Annotated in this window: 18 protein-coding genes; 5 read left to right on the top strand and 13 right to left on the bottom strand. The window is 39.6% G+C overall.

Going from position 1 to position 18268, the window contains the following annotated elements:
* Positions 1 to 161: 161 nt before the first annotated feature.
* The 10 genes from IGL24_RS04110 to dnaX all read right to left on the bottom strand — a co-directional run bounded on the left by IGL24_RS04110 (position 162) and on the right by dnaX (position 7839).
* Complete coding sequence (locus tag IGL24_RS04110; protein WP_429968396.1) at positions 162 to 1226, bottom strand: RNA-guided endonuclease InsQ/TnpB family protein; 1065 nt, start codon at positions 1224 to 1226, stop codon at positions 162 to 164.
* A gap of 43 nt (positions 1227 to 1269) precedes the next feature.
* Entirely contained in the window at positions 1270 to 1632 is a 363-nt protein-coding gene (gene tnpA / locus IGL24_RS04105) for an IS200/IS605 family transposase (RefSeq protein WP_207699407.1), read from the bottom strand.
* Between the two features lie 291 nt (positions 1633 to 1923).
* The gene (locus tag IGL24_RS04100) at positions 1924 to 2271 is read right to left on the bottom strand and encodes a DNA replication initiation control protein YabA (protein ID WP_010736045.1); all 348 of its coding nucleotides are present in this window, start codon (positions 2269 to 2271) and stop codon (positions 1924 to 1926) included.
* Positions 2264 to 3088 carry a PSP1 domain-containing protein gene (locus tag IGL24_RS04095; protein WP_207114806.1) on the bottom strand — a complete coding sequence of 275 codons (825 nt, stop codon included), beginning with the start codon at positions 3086 to 3088 and terminating at the stop codon, positions 2264 to 2266. The genes IGL24_RS04100 and IGL24_RS04095 overlap by 8 nt, the downstream gene beginning before the upstream one ends.
* 39 nt (positions 3089 to 3127) lie before the next feature.
* Positions 3128 to 4066 carry a DNA polymerase III subunit delta' gene (gene holB / locus IGL24_RS04090; protein ID WP_207699406.1) on the bottom strand — a complete coding sequence of 313 codons (939 nt, stop codon included), beginning with the start codon at positions 4064 to 4066 and terminating at the stop codon, positions 3128 to 3130.
* Positions 4067 to 4074: 8 nt separating this feature from the next.
* Positions 4075 to 4404: a cyclic-di-AMP receptor gene (locus IGL24_RS04085; RefSeq protein WP_010736048.1), complete on the bottom strand. Its 330-nt coding sequence runs from the start codon at positions 4402 to 4404 to the stop codon at positions 4075 to 4077.
* Entirely contained in the window at positions 4401 to 5063 is a 663-nt protein-coding gene (gene tmk, locus IGL24_RS04080) for a dTMP kinase (protein WP_206856588.1), read from the bottom strand. Before tmk ends, IGL24_RS04085 begins: the two co-directional genes overlap by 4 nt.
* 89 nt (positions 5064 to 5152) lie before the next feature.
* Positions 5153 to 5749, bottom strand: a complete 597-nt coding sequence (gene recR, locus IGL24_RS04075; RefSeq protein ID WP_206856587.1) for a recombination mediator RecR — start codon at positions 5747 to 5749, stop codon at positions 5153 to 5155.
* Positions 5750 to 5772: 23 nt separating this feature from the next.
* Positions 5773 to 6084 carry a YbaB/EbfC family nucleoid-associated protein gene (locus IGL24_RS04070; protein WP_206856585.1) on the bottom strand — a complete coding sequence of 104 codons (312 nt, stop codon included), beginning with the start codon at positions 6082 to 6084 and terminating at the stop codon, positions 5773 to 5775.
* Between the two features lie 18 nt (positions 6085 to 6102).
* Entirely contained in the window at positions 6103 to 7839 is a 1737-nt protein-coding gene (gene dnaX, locus IGL24_RS04065; protein WP_206856583.1) for a DNA polymerase III subunit gamma/tau, read from the bottom strand.
* A gap of 553 nt (positions 7840 to 8392) precedes the next feature.
* Here dnaX and IGL24_RS04060 point away from each other — a divergent pair.
* The 5 genes from IGL24_RS04060 (at position 8393) to IGL24_RS04040 (ending at position 13609) form a co-directional block, all read left to right on the top strand.
* The gene (locus tag IGL24_RS04060; RefSeq protein ID WP_206856581.1) at positions 8393 to 9640 is read left to right on the top strand and encodes an SPFH domain-containing protein; all 1248 of its coding nucleotides are present in this window, start codon (positions 8393 to 8395) and stop codon (positions 9638 to 9640) included.
* A gap of 17 nt (positions 9641 to 9657) precedes the next feature.
* Complete coding sequence (locus IGL24_RS04055; protein ID WP_206856577.1) at positions 9658 to 10851, top strand: TFIIB-type zinc ribbon-containing protein; 1194 nt, start codon at positions 9658 to 9660, stop codon at positions 10849 to 10851.
* Positions 10848 to 11654: a TPM domain-containing protein gene (locus tag IGL24_RS04050; protein ID WP_207114807.1), complete on the top strand. Its 807-nt coding sequence runs from the start codon at positions 10848 to 10850 to the stop codon at positions 11652 to 11654. The genes IGL24_RS04055 and IGL24_RS04050 overlap by 4 nt, the downstream gene beginning before the upstream one ends.
* Positions 11655 to 11956: 302 nt before the next feature.
* A complete protein-coding gene (locus IGL24_RS04045) occupies positions 11957 to 12262 on the top strand; it encodes a hypothetical protein (protein WP_207114808.1) in 306 nt (101 codons plus the stop codon).
* A gap of 27 nt (positions 12263 to 12289) precedes the next feature.
* Positions 12290 to 13609 (top strand): PTS sugar transporter subunit IIC, encoded by a 1320-nt coding sequence (locus IGL24_RS04040; RefSeq protein ID WP_207699405.1) that lies wholly within the window; start codon positions 12290 to 12292, stop codon positions 13607 to 13609.
* Between the two features lie 112 nt (positions 13610 to 13721).
* On the opposite strand, the gene IGL24_RS04035 is transcribed toward IGL24_RS04040, so the two are convergent.
* The 3 genes from IGL24_RS04035 to IGL24_RS04025 form a co-directional block, all read right to left on the bottom strand.
* A complete protein-coding gene (locus tag IGL24_RS04035) occupies positions 13722 to 15926 on the bottom strand; it encodes a M60 family metallopeptidase (RefSeq protein ID WP_207699404.1) in 2205 nt (734 codons plus the stop codon).
* 281 nt (positions 15927 to 16207) lie between these two features.
* Entirely contained in the window at positions 16208 to 17398 is a 1191-nt protein-coding gene (locus tag IGL24_RS04030) for an MFS transporter (protein WP_207114812.1), read from the bottom strand.
* Positions 17399 to 17498: 100 nt separating this feature from the next.
* Entirely contained in the window at positions 17499 to 18086 is a 588-nt protein-coding gene (locus IGL24_RS04025) for a nucleotidyltransferase family protein (RefSeq protein WP_207114813.1), read from the bottom strand.
* Positions 18087 to 18268: the final 182 nt, after the last annotated feature.

Below are 18268 nucleotides of genomic sequence, written 5' to 3'. Positions count from 1 at the left end.
AAACAGATTGACACTCCCACGACTTAAGGCGCAAGCCTCATTCCTTAGGGATTGAGGTGGGATTCTTTGGTGCTAAACCGTACGCTGTCCATTTCTGTTTTGTACTAGCCCAAAGCTAAGGGTATGCCAATACCCCATCCTAAACCAGAGCATATAGCTGTTTAGGCTACTTGACTTTTACCATCAAGTACAGGTGCATAAATAATATTTTTAGCACCGACAACATCACGATGTCCAACATAGCCACAATTAATACAATGATACCTACGGTCTTTTGCACGATGTTTCTGTCCGCAATCTGGACACCTCTGACTTGTATAGGCGGGATGAACATATTCAACTTTGATACCTACTAAATGTGCTTTGTATTCAATATAAGAAGCTAAACGATAGAATGACCAATTACTTAAAGAATGGTTGTTTTTACGACTTTTTCTTGTCTGTTTGCGAATATTCGCCAGTTTTTCTAAGCGAATCATTCCCACATTGTGGTTGATCGCAAAATTTATGATTTCACGACTAATTTTATGGTCTTGGTCTTTCATCCAACGTTGTTCTTTATCTTTAGATTTTTTTATAGCATTCAGCTTTTTAGCATGACCTAATTCTTTCCTACGGGAGTTATGATAACGACGAACATATTTGTTCATTCGACCATTACCAGCAAACTTAACTTCATGTTCATCTGTGCAACATACTGCAGGTATTTTTATCCCTAAATCTACACCCATTGTTTTAACAGATGTTGTTATTCTTTCTGAAATTTCAATCGAAATTTGGGCTATGTACTTATTCCCTTTTTTAGTGATTCTTAGTGTACCGACTTTACTCGCTTGATTTAACAACGAACGTTCATACGCTAAGATGGTTGCGGGAATTTCAATTTTTTTAGATTTACCATTAATCACAAAAGGCATACGGATGCTCGACGGACAAACAGTGAAGTTTTGATTATTCCATATAATAACTGGCTTTTTCAATACAGGAATCTTTTTAAATTTGCTTTTCTTTGCTTTTTGAAAAACAGATTTGGCCTCACGAATCGCTTGATTTTTAACAGCACTATTGAGGGACACGTTAATGTCCTTAGATGATTTTTTGGTGATTTTTTCATTACTCACCATTTCTGAAACTAGAGAATTAACTGTCGCAATATAGACCAAAGAAGAAGAGCGGATTAACTCTCTATCTGATTTCGTCGGTTTCAGTTTTATTTTCACTGTCATGGATTGAGTCATGAAATGTTCACCTCTTTCGTTGATTTTCAACCTATCGTTTGATTGTTTGACTAGATGCGGTGGATACGAAATAACTGCGTGTCCACAGGCTAGGCATCGCTTTTAGCTCTGGGAATTCATCACGCAAAATTCTTGAAGTTCCACCTTTCACTTTCGCCATTATATCCGCAGGACTATACGTTGGGCGTGCATTTAAGAATAAATGACAATGATCCTTATCTGTTTCTAAAGCAATAATTTTAAATTCTTCATTTTCAGCAATTTGATTGATCAACTCTTTAAATCGCTTATCTAATTTTTGATTTAGAAAAATCTTTCTACGGTATCGAGGACAAAAAACGAAATGATAGTTGATGAAGCTTAAGGTTGTTTTGGTTCGGCGATAGTCTTCCATAGCAAAAACATACCACCTTTTCGTATGTATAACCATTACAATTACGAAACAAAGACAATTAAAAAACGAGAAAGCACATAGTTTTAGGTCTTCGAGTTCTCTAAGGTGAACTTTCATACCTACTTCACTATCCTCCCACGATTAAAAACCGTGGGCTTTCTCGTTCAGAAGTTCAGTAAAGGAAGTTACTCTAATTTAAAAATTTTATGGATCGTTCAACGACGAATACTGCAAAACAAGAATGCTTTGCGGTATTCACCAACCGTGAAAAAAGCAACTAGATCAAATGATCTAGCGTCCACTTTCTCGATAGATCACTTCTAAACAGAACGCACAAGGTTCATCATTTTCACGTCTTGAACCATACAAATCATAACAAACATGAAATCCTTCTTCATAAATCTTTTCCAGATTCATTCGGGATTTTGATAGTTCTTGTTTTGCATTTTCAGCTGGAGCTTGCGCCACTTGGTTCAATTCACGTAGATGTTCACGTAATCGTTGATTTTCCATTTCTAACGTGGTATTTTTCTCAACGATCTCATGCAGTGCATGTTTCATCTCGACTAGTTCAGTCAATGTATTTCGTAACTCTGACTCCAATTGGTTCAACCCATCATATAATGATCTCTTATCCATTCATCTCACCTACTTGGATGAAATTTTTTAGTTCATCCCATTCATATTCAACAGGATTCTCCCGTCCGTTCAGTCGCACACTCACTAAGCGACTGAGCAGATTTAACCCTACGACTTTCCCTTTACCATCAGGAGTTTCAAGTATTTTCCCAAAGTCAGGGAGTTCTTTTTTTGCGGCTTCATATGCTTCACTTTCATACTGTAAACAGCACATCAAGCGACCACACAAGCCAGATATTTTAGTTGGATTCAGTGATAAACCTTGTTCCTTTGCCATTTTGATCGAAACAGGAACGAAATCTCCCAAGAAAGACGAGCAACATAGTGGTCGCCCACAAGGCCCAATACTTCCGATCATCTTCGCTTCATCACGAACACCAATTTGTTTCAATTCGATCCTTGTACGAAAAACAGCAGCAAGGTCTTTCACTAATTCACGAAAATCGATGCGCCCATCTGCCGCAAAATAAAAAGTCAATTTGCTTCGGTCAAATGTGTATTCAACGTGGACGATCTTCATTTCTAATTTTCTAAATCTAATCTTTTCTTTCGCAATCAAAAAAGCTTTTTTTGAATCTTCTTCGTTTTTTTTGCTTTTTTTCAGCTCAGCAGTCGTTGCTTTATGCAAAATGGGATTGATGGTTTCAGGTAAATCTTCCAGATCAATATCTCTTTTGGGAATAGCAACCGTTGCGATATGTAAAGTTTGCTGAGACTCGACTAACACTTTATCATTGTATGAATATTCTGAATCTCCGGGTGTAAAATAATAGACATGACCAGCATCTCTATAACGGACACCTACTACTTCTACCATTTGCGGCCTCCTTGATTTCGCAAAATATAAATTGACAAATCAAAAAATCGTTTGTAATACGAATTGCTCAGCGACGGCTTGAAAACTCACATTGCTACGCAGTTTTTGTTCTGCGACCAAAATGCGTTCAATCGTTTGATTCAGCCGTTTGACTTTACCATACTCCCCAGATGTTATCGCCTGTTTTTGAGCTTCCTGATAATAATACATCAAGATTGAAAAACCGGTAAATTGTTGGCTTTTCTCTTTAAATGCTTTCACCAATCGTTTTTGGACATAGATAAATGCTTGTGTATCTCGTTTATCCAAGTAGACAAACCATTGATAAATCAAGTCCTTAGCCTCATTAAACCATTCATCATCTGAGATTTCAACTGCTTTTCCTAAACTGTTCGTCAAGAACGCTAAAAGTTTCGCTTTTTCCGCAGAAATTTGCTGTTCTTGTAATTTTTGGATCAATGAACCTTTTGATAATTCTTGGAAATGGAGTGTTTGACAACGAGATTGGATCGTCGGTAAAATCCGACCAATCGCTTCCGTTTCTAAAATCGCCAGAAAATCACCTGGTGGCTCTTCTAAAAATTTCAGCAAGCTGTTTGCCGCACTCGCGTTCATTTTCTCTGCTTCTTGGATCAAGAATACTTTTTTTCTTGATTCATATCCGCTTCGACTAAACTCTGTCTGTAAGCGTCGGATCTGTTCGACTTTGATCGATTGACCTTCCGGTGAAAGAACAAGTACATCCGGATGCTCTTGGTTTTTTATTCGTTGACAATTATTACATACGCCACAAGGCTGTTGTTCGTTCATTTGCGTACAATATAAATGTTGCGCTAACCAAATGCCCATCTCATGTTTTCCTGTGCCCATTTCACCTTCAAAAAGATAAGCATGAGCGAGACGCCCATGCTCAAAACTTCGTTGAAGTTGTTGATACACGAGAGGTTGCATTTGCGCAAGTACAGTTTCTTCAGCCATACTTCCTCCTAAAAATGGTGGAATCCTTCAACTGGTAAGACAAAGACTGTTGCTCCGCCTACTTCAACTTCTACAGGATAAGGAACGCCACCGTCCATTGAAATATCTAACGTTACTGGAGTAGAAACAAATTGTTTTCTTGACTCGCACGTTTTTTTGATGATCTCTAATGCTTCTTCGACACGATCGTCTTCGATACCCACGATAAATGTGCTGTTTCCGGCTTTAAGGAACCCACCAGTCGAAGATAATTTAGTGGCACGAATATTGGCATCGATCAATTCGTTGGACAAACGGTTGCTATCTTTATCTTGAATGATTGCTAAAATGATTTTCATTTACGTTCACCTTCCTGACTTTCAAAATATTGTGGAAATTGGTTGATAATTGCGTGGTAACTCAATTGTAACACTTCTTCAAAACTATTTCTTGCATCGATCTTATGGATACGTTCCGGATGTTCCTCTGCCAGTTTCAAGTACGCATGACGCACACGCTGGTGGAACTCTAATCCTTCTGAATCTAAGCGATCGATTTGGTTTTGTCGATTTTTTGCGATGCGACGTAACCCTGTGTCAGAGTCCACATCAAGATAGAGAGTAAAATCAGGCGTTGTCCCTTCTGTAGCAAATTCATTCAACTCAGCAATCTCATCGATACCGATCCGTCGACCAGCACCTTGATAAGCCAAAGAACTATCGACAAAGCGATCACATAAAACGATTTTCCCACTTGAAAGTGCGGGTAAAACTTTTTCGACTAAGTGTTGTCTTCGCGCAGCTGCGTATAACAAACTTTCTGTCCGTTCGTCCATGCGATCATTTTTCGGATCAAGGATCACTGCACGAATTTGTTCAGCGATCGGTATTCCTCCTGGTTCTCGAGTTTGAATGATCTCTGTTTTTGCTACTTCTTGTAAAAGAGGAAATAACTCATTGATGATACTTGTTTTACCTGCACCATCCGGTCCCTCGATCGTAATAAATAAGCCGTTCACACTTTTGCCTCCATCTCTTCTCTTGCTTCTATATTGTATCGGAAAAGTCTTGTCGATCAAATTGACATACTCAAATGTATGTCAAAAAATTATAATTCACGTCTACCTTCGACCGCTTTTAATAAAGTCACTTCATCCGCATATTCGATATCGGAACCAACGGATAAGCCATGAGCTAAACGTGTGACTTTGATCCCCGCTGGTTTGATCAAGCGTGAAAGGTAGATTGCTGTTGCTTCTCCTTCAGTTGTTGCATTGGTGGCGATGATCACTTCTTGGACTTCTGCATCATGCAGGCGTTGCAAGAGAGGAGGAATATTGATATCTTCTGGCCCAGTGCCTTCCATTGGAGACAACACCCCATGTAGTACATGATACAACCCGCGATACTCCCGCATTTTCTCCATCGCCATGACATCTTTTGGTTCTTCGACGACTAAAATGATGCCACGATCTCTTGATGGATCTTTACAGATCTCACAAGGGTCCTCTTCTGTGATATTTCCGCAAATACTGCAAAAATGCAGATCACGTTTGACGCTCAATAATGCCTTAGCAAATTCGTTGACTACTTCATCCTTCATATCGATCGTATAAAAAGCCAATCTTGTCGCTGTTTTTTGACCAATACCTGGTAGTCTCATATAACTGTCGATCAGTTTTGCAATTGGTTCTGGATATTGCATGTTCATTTCCCCTTCAGGAAAACTTAAAAGGGTAAGCCCTTAGTATATTTTCCCATTGTTTTTTCTGATTCTGTATCGATTTTTTCTAATACGTCATTGACAGCCATCACGATCAAATCTTGTAGCATTTCTGTATCTTCTGGATCAACGACTTCCTCTTTGATCTGGATATCTTTCATTCGACGATTTCCAGTGAAAACTACTTTGACTAAATCATTCGTAGAGCTACCAGTAAATTCTGTTTCATTTAGTTTTTCTTGGGCTTGTCCCATTTCTTTTTGCATTTTTTGGACTTGTTTCATCATCCCTTGCATATTTCCCATTCCGCGCATCATTGTTATCGCTCTCCTTTTCTAATCATCGATTACTGTGACTGCTGAACCAAAAAGTTCTTCAGCTTTCGTCACTACATTTTCTTGGTTTGTTTGTTCTTGAGGGATCAATTCGATCTCATCCGACTCATCATCAGACGCAAACGATTCTTCTGCTCCTCCGTCTTTTACTTGAACAAGGTAATTCTTTCTTAGACCTGGCCAGCTTTCCCTTGTGATATACACAGGTTCAGGCGCATAGTCTTTGATCATTCGGCTAAGTTGATTATGGATCGCTAATTGCAGTTCTTCATCATTTGCTGCTCGTTGACAGACGATCTCATAATCAAACGCAATGACAAGCCCACTTGGACCAGCCGCAACTGGTTCACTCGCTTTTAACATTGCTCGTTGCGTGACCGACAAACTCATCAAAAGATCATCCCAGACTTCTTTTACATCATTCAAGTGTTTTCTTGTTGCTTCTTTTAATACATTATACACCCGTTCAGTCGGAATACGGTACGTACTTGGCTGTTTTTTCTGAACAGGTGCTTGTGTCGTTTGCTGATTGGTCGCGACTTTCACCGTACCATTTTTGATCTCTTTGATCTCTTTTTTTAGTTCTTGGATCTCTTGTTGGAGTTGCTTCACTTGTTGCTGGTCGGTTTCACTTGGCGCTTGTTGACTGACAGCTGCTGAAGCTTGTGCCAGTTTCACAGTCGCAACCTCTAAATAAATCGTCGCACTATTCGTAAACCGTACCTCATTTTGTGTATCACTCAAAATTTGAATCGTCTGGAACAACCGCTGTGCTGGAATCTCCTTCGCTAATGTCGTAAATGTTTCTGTTTTGACATGTGAAGTTTCCTCTAACAAATTCGGTGCTTGTTGATACATCAATAAATCACGACAGTAAGACAGCAGATCTTCCAAAAAGCGTCGCGACTCTTTTCCTGCCGCTAAAATTTGATTCAATTCTTGTAAGGCTTGTGGGATCTCTTTGTTGAAACAAGCCGACAGATACGCATCCATCATCTCATTTGTCAAACTACCTGTGACTTGCATCGCATCATCCAACGTGATCGTCCCATTACTAAAGGAAATCGCTTGGTCAAGAATACTCAACGCATCGCGCATCCCACCTTCTGCTGCTCTTGCGATGACAGTCAGTGCAGGTGCCTCATAGGTGATCTCTGATTGATCCAAGATATATTCTAAGTGTTCGGTGATATCCGCTGCATTGATTCGCTTAAAGTCAAAACGTTGTGTTCGAGAAATGATCGTTGCAGGTATTTTGTGCGGTTCGGTCGTTGCTAAAATAAAAATAACACTTTCTTTTGGTTCTTCCAGTGTTTTTAGTAAGGCATTGAATGCCCCAGTTGAAAGCATGTGGACTTCATCAATGATATAAATTTTGTAAGCGGCTTTTGTCGGTGCATAATTTGCTCGGTCTCTGATGAAACGGATCTCTTCGACACCATTATTACTTGCCGCATCGATTTCAATGACGTCTTCTTGCGTTCCAGTCGTAATCGACTGACACATCTCACAATGATTACAAGGTTCACCATCTTTACTGTTTGGGCAATTGATCGCCTTGGCAAATATTTTTGCCGCACTTGTTTTCCCTGTCCCTCTTGGTCCTGTAAACAAATAGGCATGTGAGGTTTTATGGGAAACAATCGCATTTTTCAATGTTTGTGTCACAGCTTTTTGTCCAACGATATCTTCAAATCGCTGTGAACGCCACACACGATAAAGTGCTTGATATGCCATAAGGATCCCCCTTCTTTTGAAAAATTCACTATCTTTTATTATACGTGATTTAGGATAAAAAAACTACTATAGTTTATTAGGTTGTGAGAGGAGCGGTCAGCACTAAGGCATAAGACAGAAAAATCGAAAATGGCTCTTTCATTTTTGATTTTTTTGGCTTATGACCGAAGTGCTGCTCCTTGAACACCGTTTATCAGAGGTTGTGAAAAAAGCGCCTTGACCTGAGCAGTAAGATAGAAAATTGCAAAATAGCTCCTCATATTTTGTAATTTTTTAGCTTAATGTTGAAGGTCAGCTTTTTGAACACCGTTTATCAGAGGTTGTGAGAAAGCCGGGCAGCTCCGAATAATAAGACGGAACATTGAAGGAGTTGCTTTTGAACATCTTTTATCTAGCTTGTAAAAAAATGGTCAACTTCATATATAAATAGGGAATGTGGGAAAATCGCCCCTCTCTTTTTCTACATCTTTCGACTGAGAGCATTTTCATACTCCTATGGTATAATACAAACATATACTTAGTAACAAATAATTGATCAAAGGGAGGACTTTTTATGGGACTTATTAAAGCAGCAACTAGTATGATCGGCGGCGGATTGGCAGATCAATGGATCGAGGTCATTGAACCAGATAATATGAGCGATACAACAGTCATGACTAAAGGTGTCAAAGTACGAAAAGATGACAAACGTGGTTCAAATCGAAAAGGAACAGATGACGTATTGACAGATGGTACTGTCGTTCATGTTTATCCAAATATGATGATGCTCTTAGTGGATGGCGGAAAAATCATCGATTATACGGCTGAAGAAGGCTACTATACGGTGAAAAACGATGCCGCTCCTTCTATGTTCAATGGTTCATTGAAAGGTGCAATCGCTGAAACCTTCGACCGTTTTAAATTTGGTGGCGTCACACCACAAAAACAACAAGTATTCTATATCAATCTCCAAGAGATCAAAGGAATCAAATTTGGCACAAGCGCGCCATTGAATTACTTTGATAATTTCTATAATGCAGAGCTATTCCTACGTGCACATGGAACGTATTCTATCCACATCACTGATCCGATTTTATTTTATACAAATGCGATCCCTAAAAACAAAACACAAGTTGAAATCGCAGATATCAATGAACAGTATTTAGCAGAATTCTTAACTGCTTTACAATCAGCAATCAACCAAATGTCTGCTGATGGGCAACGGATTTCTTATGTCCCATCAAAAAGCTTGGAACTAAGCAAATACATGGGAACAGCCTTAGATGATTCATGGCGTGAGCTTCGTGGCATGGAAATCGTTTCTGTCGCAGTTGCTAGCATCTCTTATACAGATGATTCAGTCAAACTGATCAACATGCGTAATGAAGGGGCAATGTTAGGTGATCCAAGTGTCCGTGAAGGTTATGTCCAAGGCTCGATTGCTCGTGGGATGGAAGCCGCTGGTAAAAATGATGCCGGTGCAATGACAGGCTTCATGGGTATGGGCATGGGGATGAATGCCAATGGTTCTTATCTGGCACAGTCCTCACAAAACAATCAAGACCAAATCAAACAACAACAAGAAAAACAAAATCAACAAACCGCTCAAGGCACAAATGATACGTGGACTTGCCCTGTCTGTGGCACCGAAAATACAGGGAAGTTCTGTTCAAATTGTGGCGGGGCAAAACCTGTAGCGAATAGCCAACCAAAGCTTGAAATGAAATGTAGCGAATGTAATGAAGTGGTGGATCTTTCAAATGGTATTCCTAAGTTTTGTCCTAATTGTGGAAAACCATTCAAAGGTATCCCACTCGACTAGTTGAAAGGGGTGCCCGAATGGATGTTTTAACACATAAATGCCCCAATTGCGGCGGACCATTGACCTTCGATCCAAAAGATCAAAAATTTCATTGCGACTATTGCTTGAATGTCTATACAGAAGCTGAAGTCAGTCAATATGAAGAGGAACAAAAAGCGGCCCGCAATATCGATGGGAATCAAGAGCAACCAGCTGCAAGTGATGACTTCACTTTTACTGCTGAAGAACAACTTGATCAAATGGATGAAACGGAACGACAAGCATTTGCAGATGCTGGCGGAGTGTCTGATGCAGAAGCAACCGCTGAACAGACAACTACTGGCGAACAAAGCAGTATGGAACTATTTTTATGCCCGAGTTGCGGTGCAGAGATCGTTACAGAGGCAACTACTGCTGCTACCTACTGCTACTACTGCCATAACCCAGTTGTGTTATCTGGACGTCTGAGCGGTGACTTTTTACCAAATAAAGTTTTACCTTTTGCGGTAGAAAAAGAAGAAGCAATCAAACAATTTCTCGCCTGGACAAAGAAAAAATGGTTTGTGCCAAAAGCCTTTTTCAATCAAGATCAAATCGATAAATTGACCGGCGTTTATTTCCCTTATTGGGCGACCGATGCCGAACTGGACGGTTCCTTGCAAGCCAATGGAACAGTTATCAGAATCTGGCGTGTCGGCGATATCGAATACACCGAAACAAAACAATATGCTGTCCAACGTGAAGGGAAACTTTCATTTAAAGAATTAGTGAAAAATGCCTTGTCAAAAAATACTCAGCAAAAGATGGTGGAAGCGGTCCAGCCATTTCCATTAGACAAAGCGATTGATTTCAAGAGTCAATATCTGGCAGGTTTCCAAGCAGAAAAACGTGACATTGAGTACCAAGCGATCAAAGCAGATATCCAAAATGAGCTACGTGACTATTCGGAAAAATTGTTGCGGGATACAGCAAATGGCTATACTACGTTGACCGGGGTACGAACTTCTACTCAGATCACCGGCGAAAAAAATGAATACGTGCTGTTACCTGTTTGGCTAGTTACTTACCGTAGCAATGACTCCGATAAGAAAGTCTACTATTATGCCATGAATGGTCAAACTGGTAAGGTCAGTGGTGTATTACCAATCAGTCATAAAAAGCTAGCTTTGACCTCTTTTGGCATATTCGCCGTTTTAGCCATCCTCTTTATGATTGGAGGCTACTTGATATGACCAAGACAAAAAATAGTCTTTATCTTTTCTTTTTATTAGCGGTTAGTTTACTATGGACACCGATCGTAGGTGCAGCTACTCCAACGGTCAATGACGAAGCAGGTCTATTTACAAGCGACCAAATCGCAACATTGAACCAACAGGCACAAGAAATCAACGAAAAGATCAAAGGTCAGGTATTTATCGTAACTACTGACTCTAACTCTGAAGAGCCTAGAGACTTTGCTGACAACTATTTGCGAAACGCAATAGGAAACGATCAAAATGGTTCTGTTTTACTTTTAGATATGGGTCAACGAGAAATCTATATCTCTACTTCTGGGAATATGATCGACTATTTGACGGATCGCCGGATCGATTCGACCTTAGACGATGTTTATGACGAAATGACGAATGCGAATTATTTCGCGGCAGCTCAGGCTTATCTGACTAAAGCTTCTAGCTATGTGGATGAAGGTGTGCCTGGTGGTCATTACCGCGTAGATGAAGCGACAGGTAAAATCACTCGATACAAGGTACTGACTACGATAGAGATAGTGATTGCACTTGTCTTAGCTGCTGTATTGGGCATCGCTTTTTATGTCATAAACGTCTCTCGCTACCAATTGAAATCTGGGACATACAAATACCCATTTCGTGAAAAGGCTAGTATCAAGTTAACGGACAAAACGGATCGTTTGACGAATTCGTTTGTTACGACCCGTCGTATCCCTAAAGCACCACCACCAGGAAGCGGTGGCGGTGGCAGCACGACTCATTCGAGTGGTGGCGGAACCTTTGGTGGCGGTGGTCGAAGCTTTTAACTAGCGCTCTCAAGATTATGACGAAAATACTCATCTCCAAGAATAAGCGTGAACCCCGAAAATTGTTCTTCAATTTTTCGGGGGTTCACGCTTATTTCTGTAGTCGGTTTTAAGGGATACAAGGTGACTAATGTCTCAGGCTCGTTTTTTTGTGCGTTTATTTTACACTAACTCCTATTTTTCTCTGTTAAAACAAATCATTAGAAATAAAATTACTTGATAGCAACAAATATATTGATTTTAAATTTCATATAGGTATACTTAAAATATGTAAACGCTTCAAAAAGAAAGGAGGTATTGAAATGAACAACAAAAAAACATCGTCAGCGGTTATTCATTTTGGGATCAAATCATCTTGCTATTTGCTTCTTGCTTGTATGTTCGGTGGAATCTTCATTCCATATTTATTCTATTTATTGCACTGGGAAGTTCGACTTGGTATCTTACTCTTCCTACCCGTCTCTTTAGCTACTGTCATCACCAGCAATCATTATTTTATTTCTACGAAAAAAGGTATCACTAAAGGCTGTATCCGCACATTTTTCTTTGCCACAGCTTGCTTGATGATTGTTGCCTATCTTTGGTTGTACAAAGGGATCATCTTTTAGAATTTATTGATAAAAAGGAGTGTTGAAATGTTAACCAAATTCACAGAAGTCATTGAGCGTTATTTAGCTGAACCAATGGCAAAAATTGCAAACCAACGTCATTTACGCGCTATTCGTGATGGAATCATCGCCACTTTACCACTGATCATCGTAGGCTCATTTTTCTTGATCATTGCTTTTCCTCCCTTACCACCTAGCTGGGGAATCTATCAGTTCTTGTCGGAAAATGCCGCAACGATTTTACTACCTTATCGCATGACCATGTATATCATGTCTCTTTATGCCACATTTGGAATTGGCGCTAGTTTGGCAAAAACCTATAAACTCGATGTCGTTTCTGGGGGGTTATTAGCAACGATTGCTTTTTTATTAACATTCATCCCTGTCAACATTCCTCTTGAGGCTGCGGAAGCTGCTGGCACTTCTGGTTTTGTTTTGCCAATGGCAAATTTAGGTGGCGGCGGAATGTTCGTTGGTATCATTACCTCTATTTTTGCTGTGGAAGTTTATCGATTAACAGACAAATCTAAATTCAAAATCACCATGCCCGAACAAGTACCGCCAGCAGTTGCTCGATCGTTCGAAGCATTGACGCCAACGTTGATCGTGATTTTAGTTATGGCATCGATCAGCTATTATATCGGCTTTGATTGGCATACAGCCGTTTCAAAAGTTGTCAGCCCTTTGATCAGCGCTACCGACACGTTACCGAGTGTACTATTACTTATTTTTCTGATCACCTTTTTCTGGGCGTTCGGTATCCATGGTGTCTCCATCATCGGTTCACTTGCTCGTCCACTATGGTTACAGATCTTAGAATCGAATACGACCGCGGCGGCAGCTGGAGAGGCGTTGCCAAATATTGCGGCTGAGCCATTTTATCAATGGTTTGTGTGGATCGGTGGTGCAGGTTGTACGATTGGTTTAGCGATCCTGCTCGCCTTTACTGCCAAATCGAAATACGCTTCAAAGCTAGGGAAAGCGATTATTACTCCTTCCCTTTTCAATATCAATGAACCAGTTATTTTTGGGGTACCGATCGTATTGAATCCGACATTGATCATTCCCTTTATCTTTGCGCCAATGGTTTGTGCAACTATTGCTTGGTTTGCGACAAAACTCGGCTTAGTCAGTGCAGTCACGATCACTGCACCGTGGACACTCCCTGGACCAATCGGCGCATATCTAGCAACCGGCGGAGACTGGCGGGCAGCTGTGTTAAACATTCTATTGATCATTCTTTCCATTTTTATGTATTACCCATTCGTCAAGATTTATGATAAAAATGAATTAGCAAAAGAACATGCTTTAGAAGAAACTTCAAAGGATCGTACAGTTGCTAACTAGTTTATAATCTTAGATTCACGTCAAACAAAAAGGCAGTACTTACCTTCATTTGAAAGTAAGTACTGCCGTTTTTAATAATCGTCTAAAACTACTGTTTACGATAAATGTTTTGCTATTTCAATGCCCAAACATCGCTCGTTTCTGGATTCGCATTGGTATTCCACCATTTTGCTTCATAAGTTTTCCCTTTGTAACTTACTCGATCACCACCAGAATATGCCTTACTTGCTACCCATTCTTCTATTTGTGTTTTATCTGTTTTTTCCCATGCTTGTGAAATATCTGGGCGTTCTCCTTTGATCCACCATTTGGCACGATATTGAATCCCATTATAAATCACTAAATTGCCTGTCGTATACACTTGGTCGATGCGCCATGTATCTTCCAACACACTTTGATCTTTTGTAGTGATCGTGATTGCTTGGCTTTTTTCTGATTCATTCCCCGCTGCATCATAAGCACTTACTTGATAAGTATATGCTGTGTTGCTCGCTAAATTCGTATCCGTAAACGTCGAACCACTTACTGCATTGACTTTCACACCGTTACGATACACATTGTATCCTGCTACTCGGTTGTTATCCGTTGATGGTCCCCAGCTGAACTGCGCACTATTAGCAGTCACTGTCCCAGCAGTCAAGCCTGTCGGAATACTTGGTGCTTGTGTATCTTTTTCCTCTTGCTTTGTCACAACCGTGATAAATTGTGTTTTCTCAGACTCATTACCTGCTTCGTCAAAAGCACTTACTTGGTAGACATAAGCAGTATCACTCGCTAAATTCTTATCTGTGTAATCCAATGTTTCAGTCGTCCCAACTCGTACCCCATTTCGGTAGATACGATAGCCTTTGACTTTTGTGTTATCAACTGATTGATTCCATTTGATTTTTACAGAATTGCTTGTTACTTCTTCTGTAGCAAGTCCAGTTGGGATCGTCGGTGCTTCTTTATCATCGCTGTTATTATCTTCACCATCGATATTGCCAACGTCACCAGTCATCTCATCGCGATATTCCCAGATTTTTTTCGTTAATTTCGGTAGTTTTTCCATTTCAAGTCTACTCTCTGCTGTTACATCGATTCCCCACTGTTGGAAGAAAGGCTGCAAGTTTCTGCCACTGATTTTAGAAGCTGCTACAACGAAATACTGACGTTTATCCTGTTCTGATGGTAATGAGCGTTGCTCGTTACGGTACATTTTATGTAAGTTTGGATAGAAATCTTCACCAAAGGCTAGTTCCAATTGCCAGAACATCGCTAATTTTGTCCAAACATTTTGGCTATCAAATTGTTTTTGTCCAGTGCTATTCAAATAATTGAAAATAGATGTATAACGATTATCTCTTTCCAAACGACTACGAATACCAAATTCCTTTTCCGCACGTAAAGAATAGATATTGACTGTCACTTCTGTCAAACCATTCCAATTCATCCGATTCATTTGATACGTATGTCCAATTTCATGATACATGCCCCATTGCTCTTGACGTTCAGGCATCAACAAAGCATACATCGTATCCGCATGATAACCAGTATGTTGCAAGTAAGCATACATATAAGCACCAGCAGAATGCGTTTCACGCATATGTTGGACTAAACCAACAGGAGTACGGTGATTCGAGGCACTATTATCAAGACCGGAAATCTTATCGTGTGATTTGATGACTTTATCTTGCGTTTCTACAATATTGGTCGGATTCCTTACCAAATGAATCGATCTGCTTGATCCTGTAATCAATACACGTTCACCTAGTAATTCATATCCTGGTGCTCCTGGATGATTTGCTACGATTTGATCCCATTGTGCATTCGTTGTTTCACCAAGAATAAAGCGTGGGATCGTGATACCACCTTTGATTTCAATATTTACCTTTCCAGAAGAAGTTAATTGATCTTGTTCATTTTGAATATGGATAATACCAACTTGTGTTCCTGAGATCACGTTTCTTCCTCTATTTAATTGAATTCCTCTTGTCCAACCTTCAAGGTAGTCGGTCAATCCAGCTCCAGTGATCGAATAAGTCGGTAGTTTCGATTGATCTGTATTTTCATCAACGTAAATTTCGATCACATCATTCGCACGTTTATAAATCCCTGTTGATTGATTGGAACTTGGTCCATATGTATTGTTTAAAATATTTGCCTTATAGGCGTTCAAATTCTCACTTTGCTTGATTTCTAATTTCGTTGAAACATTTTGATTCGTTTGGATTGCTGTGGAAGTTTCATTTTTATCAATAACTTCATCTGCATGATTTATCTCTGAATACATAACCATCCCTAACAAAACCGCACTAAAAAGTAAAGTCTTTTTCATATCTAAAATAACACTCCTAAAATTATTATTTGTTACAAAATAACTATAACATCCATCTGAATATGTTATTTTCCAATTTTTCTTCCATTCGGGAAAAATAGGAGGAAGATTCATTCCATTTATGCATTGATTAGCAAATGCCTATAATTAGATGATTCACATTAATTATTTCGATCAGTTGATCATCTAAAAAAAGTAGTAATTTCCATAAATTCTCACTGAAATAAAAAAACAGACCACATAAACCATGCAGTCTGTGAAATAAACGATTTCGATAATTTCTAAGTAAATAAATTTTTCTTCTTTTGTCCAATAGCCGAAACAAGTAGAAGAAGTATACCCGAAAAAAGATAGACGAGTTTTACACCAAACACGTCCGCAACTCTTCCCATGAACAGCATTGCGATAGAGAAAGTTCCCATGTAAATCATCCCTGATGCAGCATAAACAGCGAGGAGTTTTTCTTCTTTTGCTCTTTGCTGAATGACCGTTGCTTGCGGAATATTTTTGACTTGAAAAAATATTCCGATCAAAAAAGTACACATCAAAATAAATGGCGCATATTCAGTCGATAAGACTAGTAATGTGGCAATTCCGCCAAAAAAAGAACCTGCTACGATTGCTTTTCCTTTACTTCGATCGAACCACTCTGGATTTTTCATCACGATCACACTTCCAAGTAACGCACCAACAAAATAAAAAGCATTGATGTAGCCCCACCATTTATCTGATTGCTTCAACACTTCGGAAACAAATACCAGAACAAGAGAAGAAACCCAAGCGGTATTAGCGATTCCTTCCAACGTGTCCATGACCACGACTGTCCGTATCAACGGTTCTTTCCACACATACTGCCACCCTTTTTTAAGCTCTTTCCACTTTGAACCTTGCGTTGCTTTTTGAACGGTCCGAGGTAGCAGTAAAAATAAACCAGAACAAAGTAAAAAAAGCCCCACATCTATCCAAACTAGTTCAGAAACCGAGAACCACACAAGCAAAGAGGCGCCCACCGCCCAACTACCAATGTTAACAACTTGAAGCATCGTGCTGAATAAGCTGTTTGCACGAATCAACGCCTCTTTTTCTACGTATTGAGGAATCAGCGCCATACTAACCGGTTCTGCACACCCATCTAAGAATGCAATGCAAGCAATCAAAAGATAGATCACACCTAGTTCAATTTGCTCAGACAAGTAGGAAAGATAGCCCGCTAAAATAAACAAAAAAATAGTCTTCATTAGCTGACTCAGCTTCAACATTTTATCAAGCGATAATTTCATTGATAACAAAGGAGTCAAAAATCCCGCCACCATCATCGCTCCTGTAACGATAACTGGCACAATTGCTGAAGCAAATGCCGAATTTGTCCAAGAATAAACGGCGCTGATGACTGCTACCGTGTAGATCGTATCACCGATATTTGCTACCGCTTGACCGAGTATCAAGCACAGGAATGCTTTCTTATTTTTCATTTTTATCTCCTTCAACCAGAGGAATCAATCACATCCATCTGTCGCTATTCATTGTATCTTTTACTCTTTCCTAACACATTTTTCTTTCTAAAAACAGACATTACCAAGGAATAACCTTGAGGTCTGGCCATTTCTTTGTCCATTTTGCTACTTTCTGATCATAGATTTCTTTCGTGATCATTTTTTTATTCGGCCGGACGATCCCTTCATATAGATCATCCAGTCCATAAGGAGAAAAAACTTGTAACTGTCCATTCTCATTTAGAGAAACACCGATTGCTGTAGCTGTAGTTGGCCAGGTAGAAATAGCTTCTTCTGAAGAACCATACGCCTGTATCGGAAAGCCAAATCGTTCTTCATACCAAAGATGGACCCTTGCTTCATTGATGATATCCAGCGAATAGTTTGAAGATTCGATTTCTCCTGCGATCTTTTTACTCGTTTCTAGTTCTTTTCCTTCACTCAAGTCTTCATCAAAATAGACAATATCGACATCACTTATCCCGTAGCCGATTGGCATGCCATAAAGCCGATTCCAAACGGATTGCACGATACATCCCGCTCCCACATATAGTTCTGGTATCGCCATGTTAGAAACCATTTGGATGATTTGATAAAGAGCAGTATCTTGTTTTAGTATCTCGTGAAGTGATTCTTTTTGAGTCTGCAACAGTTCATTTTTTGTCATGTTTTTTCCCGCCTTTTTAATAATGTTCCGGTTCAAACGATTATTTTCTTAAATAAAATCTTACAGGAAGCGGTTGCAGTTGGCAATAGAGCTTCCCACGTTTGATTATTAAACAGCAAACAAAGCGATCCTATAATAGAGTTGTACGGATAAAAAACAAATAATTTCATCATTGAACTAAC

Origin of the sequence: Enterococcus sp. DIV2371, from assembly GCF_050498525.1 — a bacterium.
Lineage (GTDB): Bacteria > Bacillota > Bacilli > Lactobacillales > Enterococcaceae > Enterococcus_B > Enterococcus_B mangumiae.
Note: the sequence above shows the minus strand (reverse complement) of the source record. Positions and strands in the feature narration are given on the sequence as shown.

Excerpts from the sequence above, each read along its gene's own strand:
- IGL24_RS04110 (WP_429968396.1), bottom strand. The coding sequence starts at position 1,226 with ATGACAGTGAAAATAAAACTGAAACCGACGAAATCAGATAGAGAGTTA.
- tnpA (WP_207699407.1), bottom strand. The coding sequence starts at position 1,632 with ATGGAAGACTATCGCCGAACCAAAACAACCTTAAGCTTCATCAACTAT.
- IGL24_RS04100 (WP_010736045.1), bottom strand. The coding sequence starts at position 2,271 with ATGGATAAGAGATCATTATATGATGGGTTGAACCAATTGGAGTCAGAG.
- IGL24_RS04095 (WP_207114806.1), bottom strand. The coding sequence starts at position 3,088 with ATGGTAGAAGTAGTAGGTGTCCGTTATAGAGATGCTGGTCATGTCTAT.
- holB (WP_207699406.1), bottom strand. The coding sequence starts at position 4,066 with ATGGCTGAAGAAACTGTACTTGCGCAAATGCAACCTCTCGTGTATCAA.
- IGL24_RS04085 (WP_010736048.1), bottom strand. The coding sequence starts at position 4,404 with ATGAAAATCATTTTAGCAATCATTCAAGATAAAGATAGCAACCGTTTG.
- recR (WP_206856587.1), bottom strand. The coding sequence starts at position 5,749 with ATGCAATATCCAGAACCAATTGCAAAACTGATCGACAGTTATATGAGA.
- IGL24_RS04070 (WP_206856585.1), bottom strand. The coding sequence starts at position 6,084 with ATGATGCGCGGAATGGGAAATATGCAAGGGATGATGAAACAAGTCCAA.
- dnaX (WP_206856583.1), bottom strand. The coding sequence starts at position 7,839 with ATGGCATATCAAGCACTTTATCGTGTGTGGCGTTCACAGCGATTTGAA.
- IGL24_RS04060 (WP_206856581.1), top strand. The coding sequence starts at position 8,393 with ATGGGACTTATTAAAGCAGCAACTAGTATGATCGGCGGCGGATTGGCA.
- IGL24_RS04055 (WP_206856577.1), top strand. The coding sequence starts at position 9,658 with ATGGATGTTTTAACACATAAATGCCCCAATTGCGGCGGACCATTGACC.
- IGL24_RS04050 (WP_207114807.1), top strand. The coding sequence starts at position 10,848 with ATGACCAAGACAAAAAATAGTCTTTATCTTTTCTTTTTATTAGCGGTT.
- IGL24_RS04045 (WP_207114808.1), top strand. The coding sequence starts at position 11,957 with ATGAACAACAAAAAAACATCGTCAGCGGTTATTCATTTTGGGATCAAA.
- IGL24_RS04040 (WP_207699405.1), top strand. The coding sequence starts at position 12,290 with ATGTTAACCAAATTCACAGAAGTCATTGAGCGTTATTTAGCTGAACCA.
- IGL24_RS04035 (WP_207699404.1), bottom strand. The coding sequence starts at position 15,926 with ATGAAAAAGACTTTACTTTTTAGTGCGGTTTTGTTAGGGATGGTTATG.
- IGL24_RS04030 (WP_207114812.1), bottom strand. The coding sequence starts at position 17,398 with ATGAAAAATAAGAAAGCATTCCTGTGCTTGATACTCGGTCAAGCGGTA.
- IGL24_RS04025 (WP_207114813.1), bottom strand. The coding sequence starts at position 18,086 with ATGACAAAAAATGAACTGTTGCAGACTCAAAAAGAATCACTTCACGAG.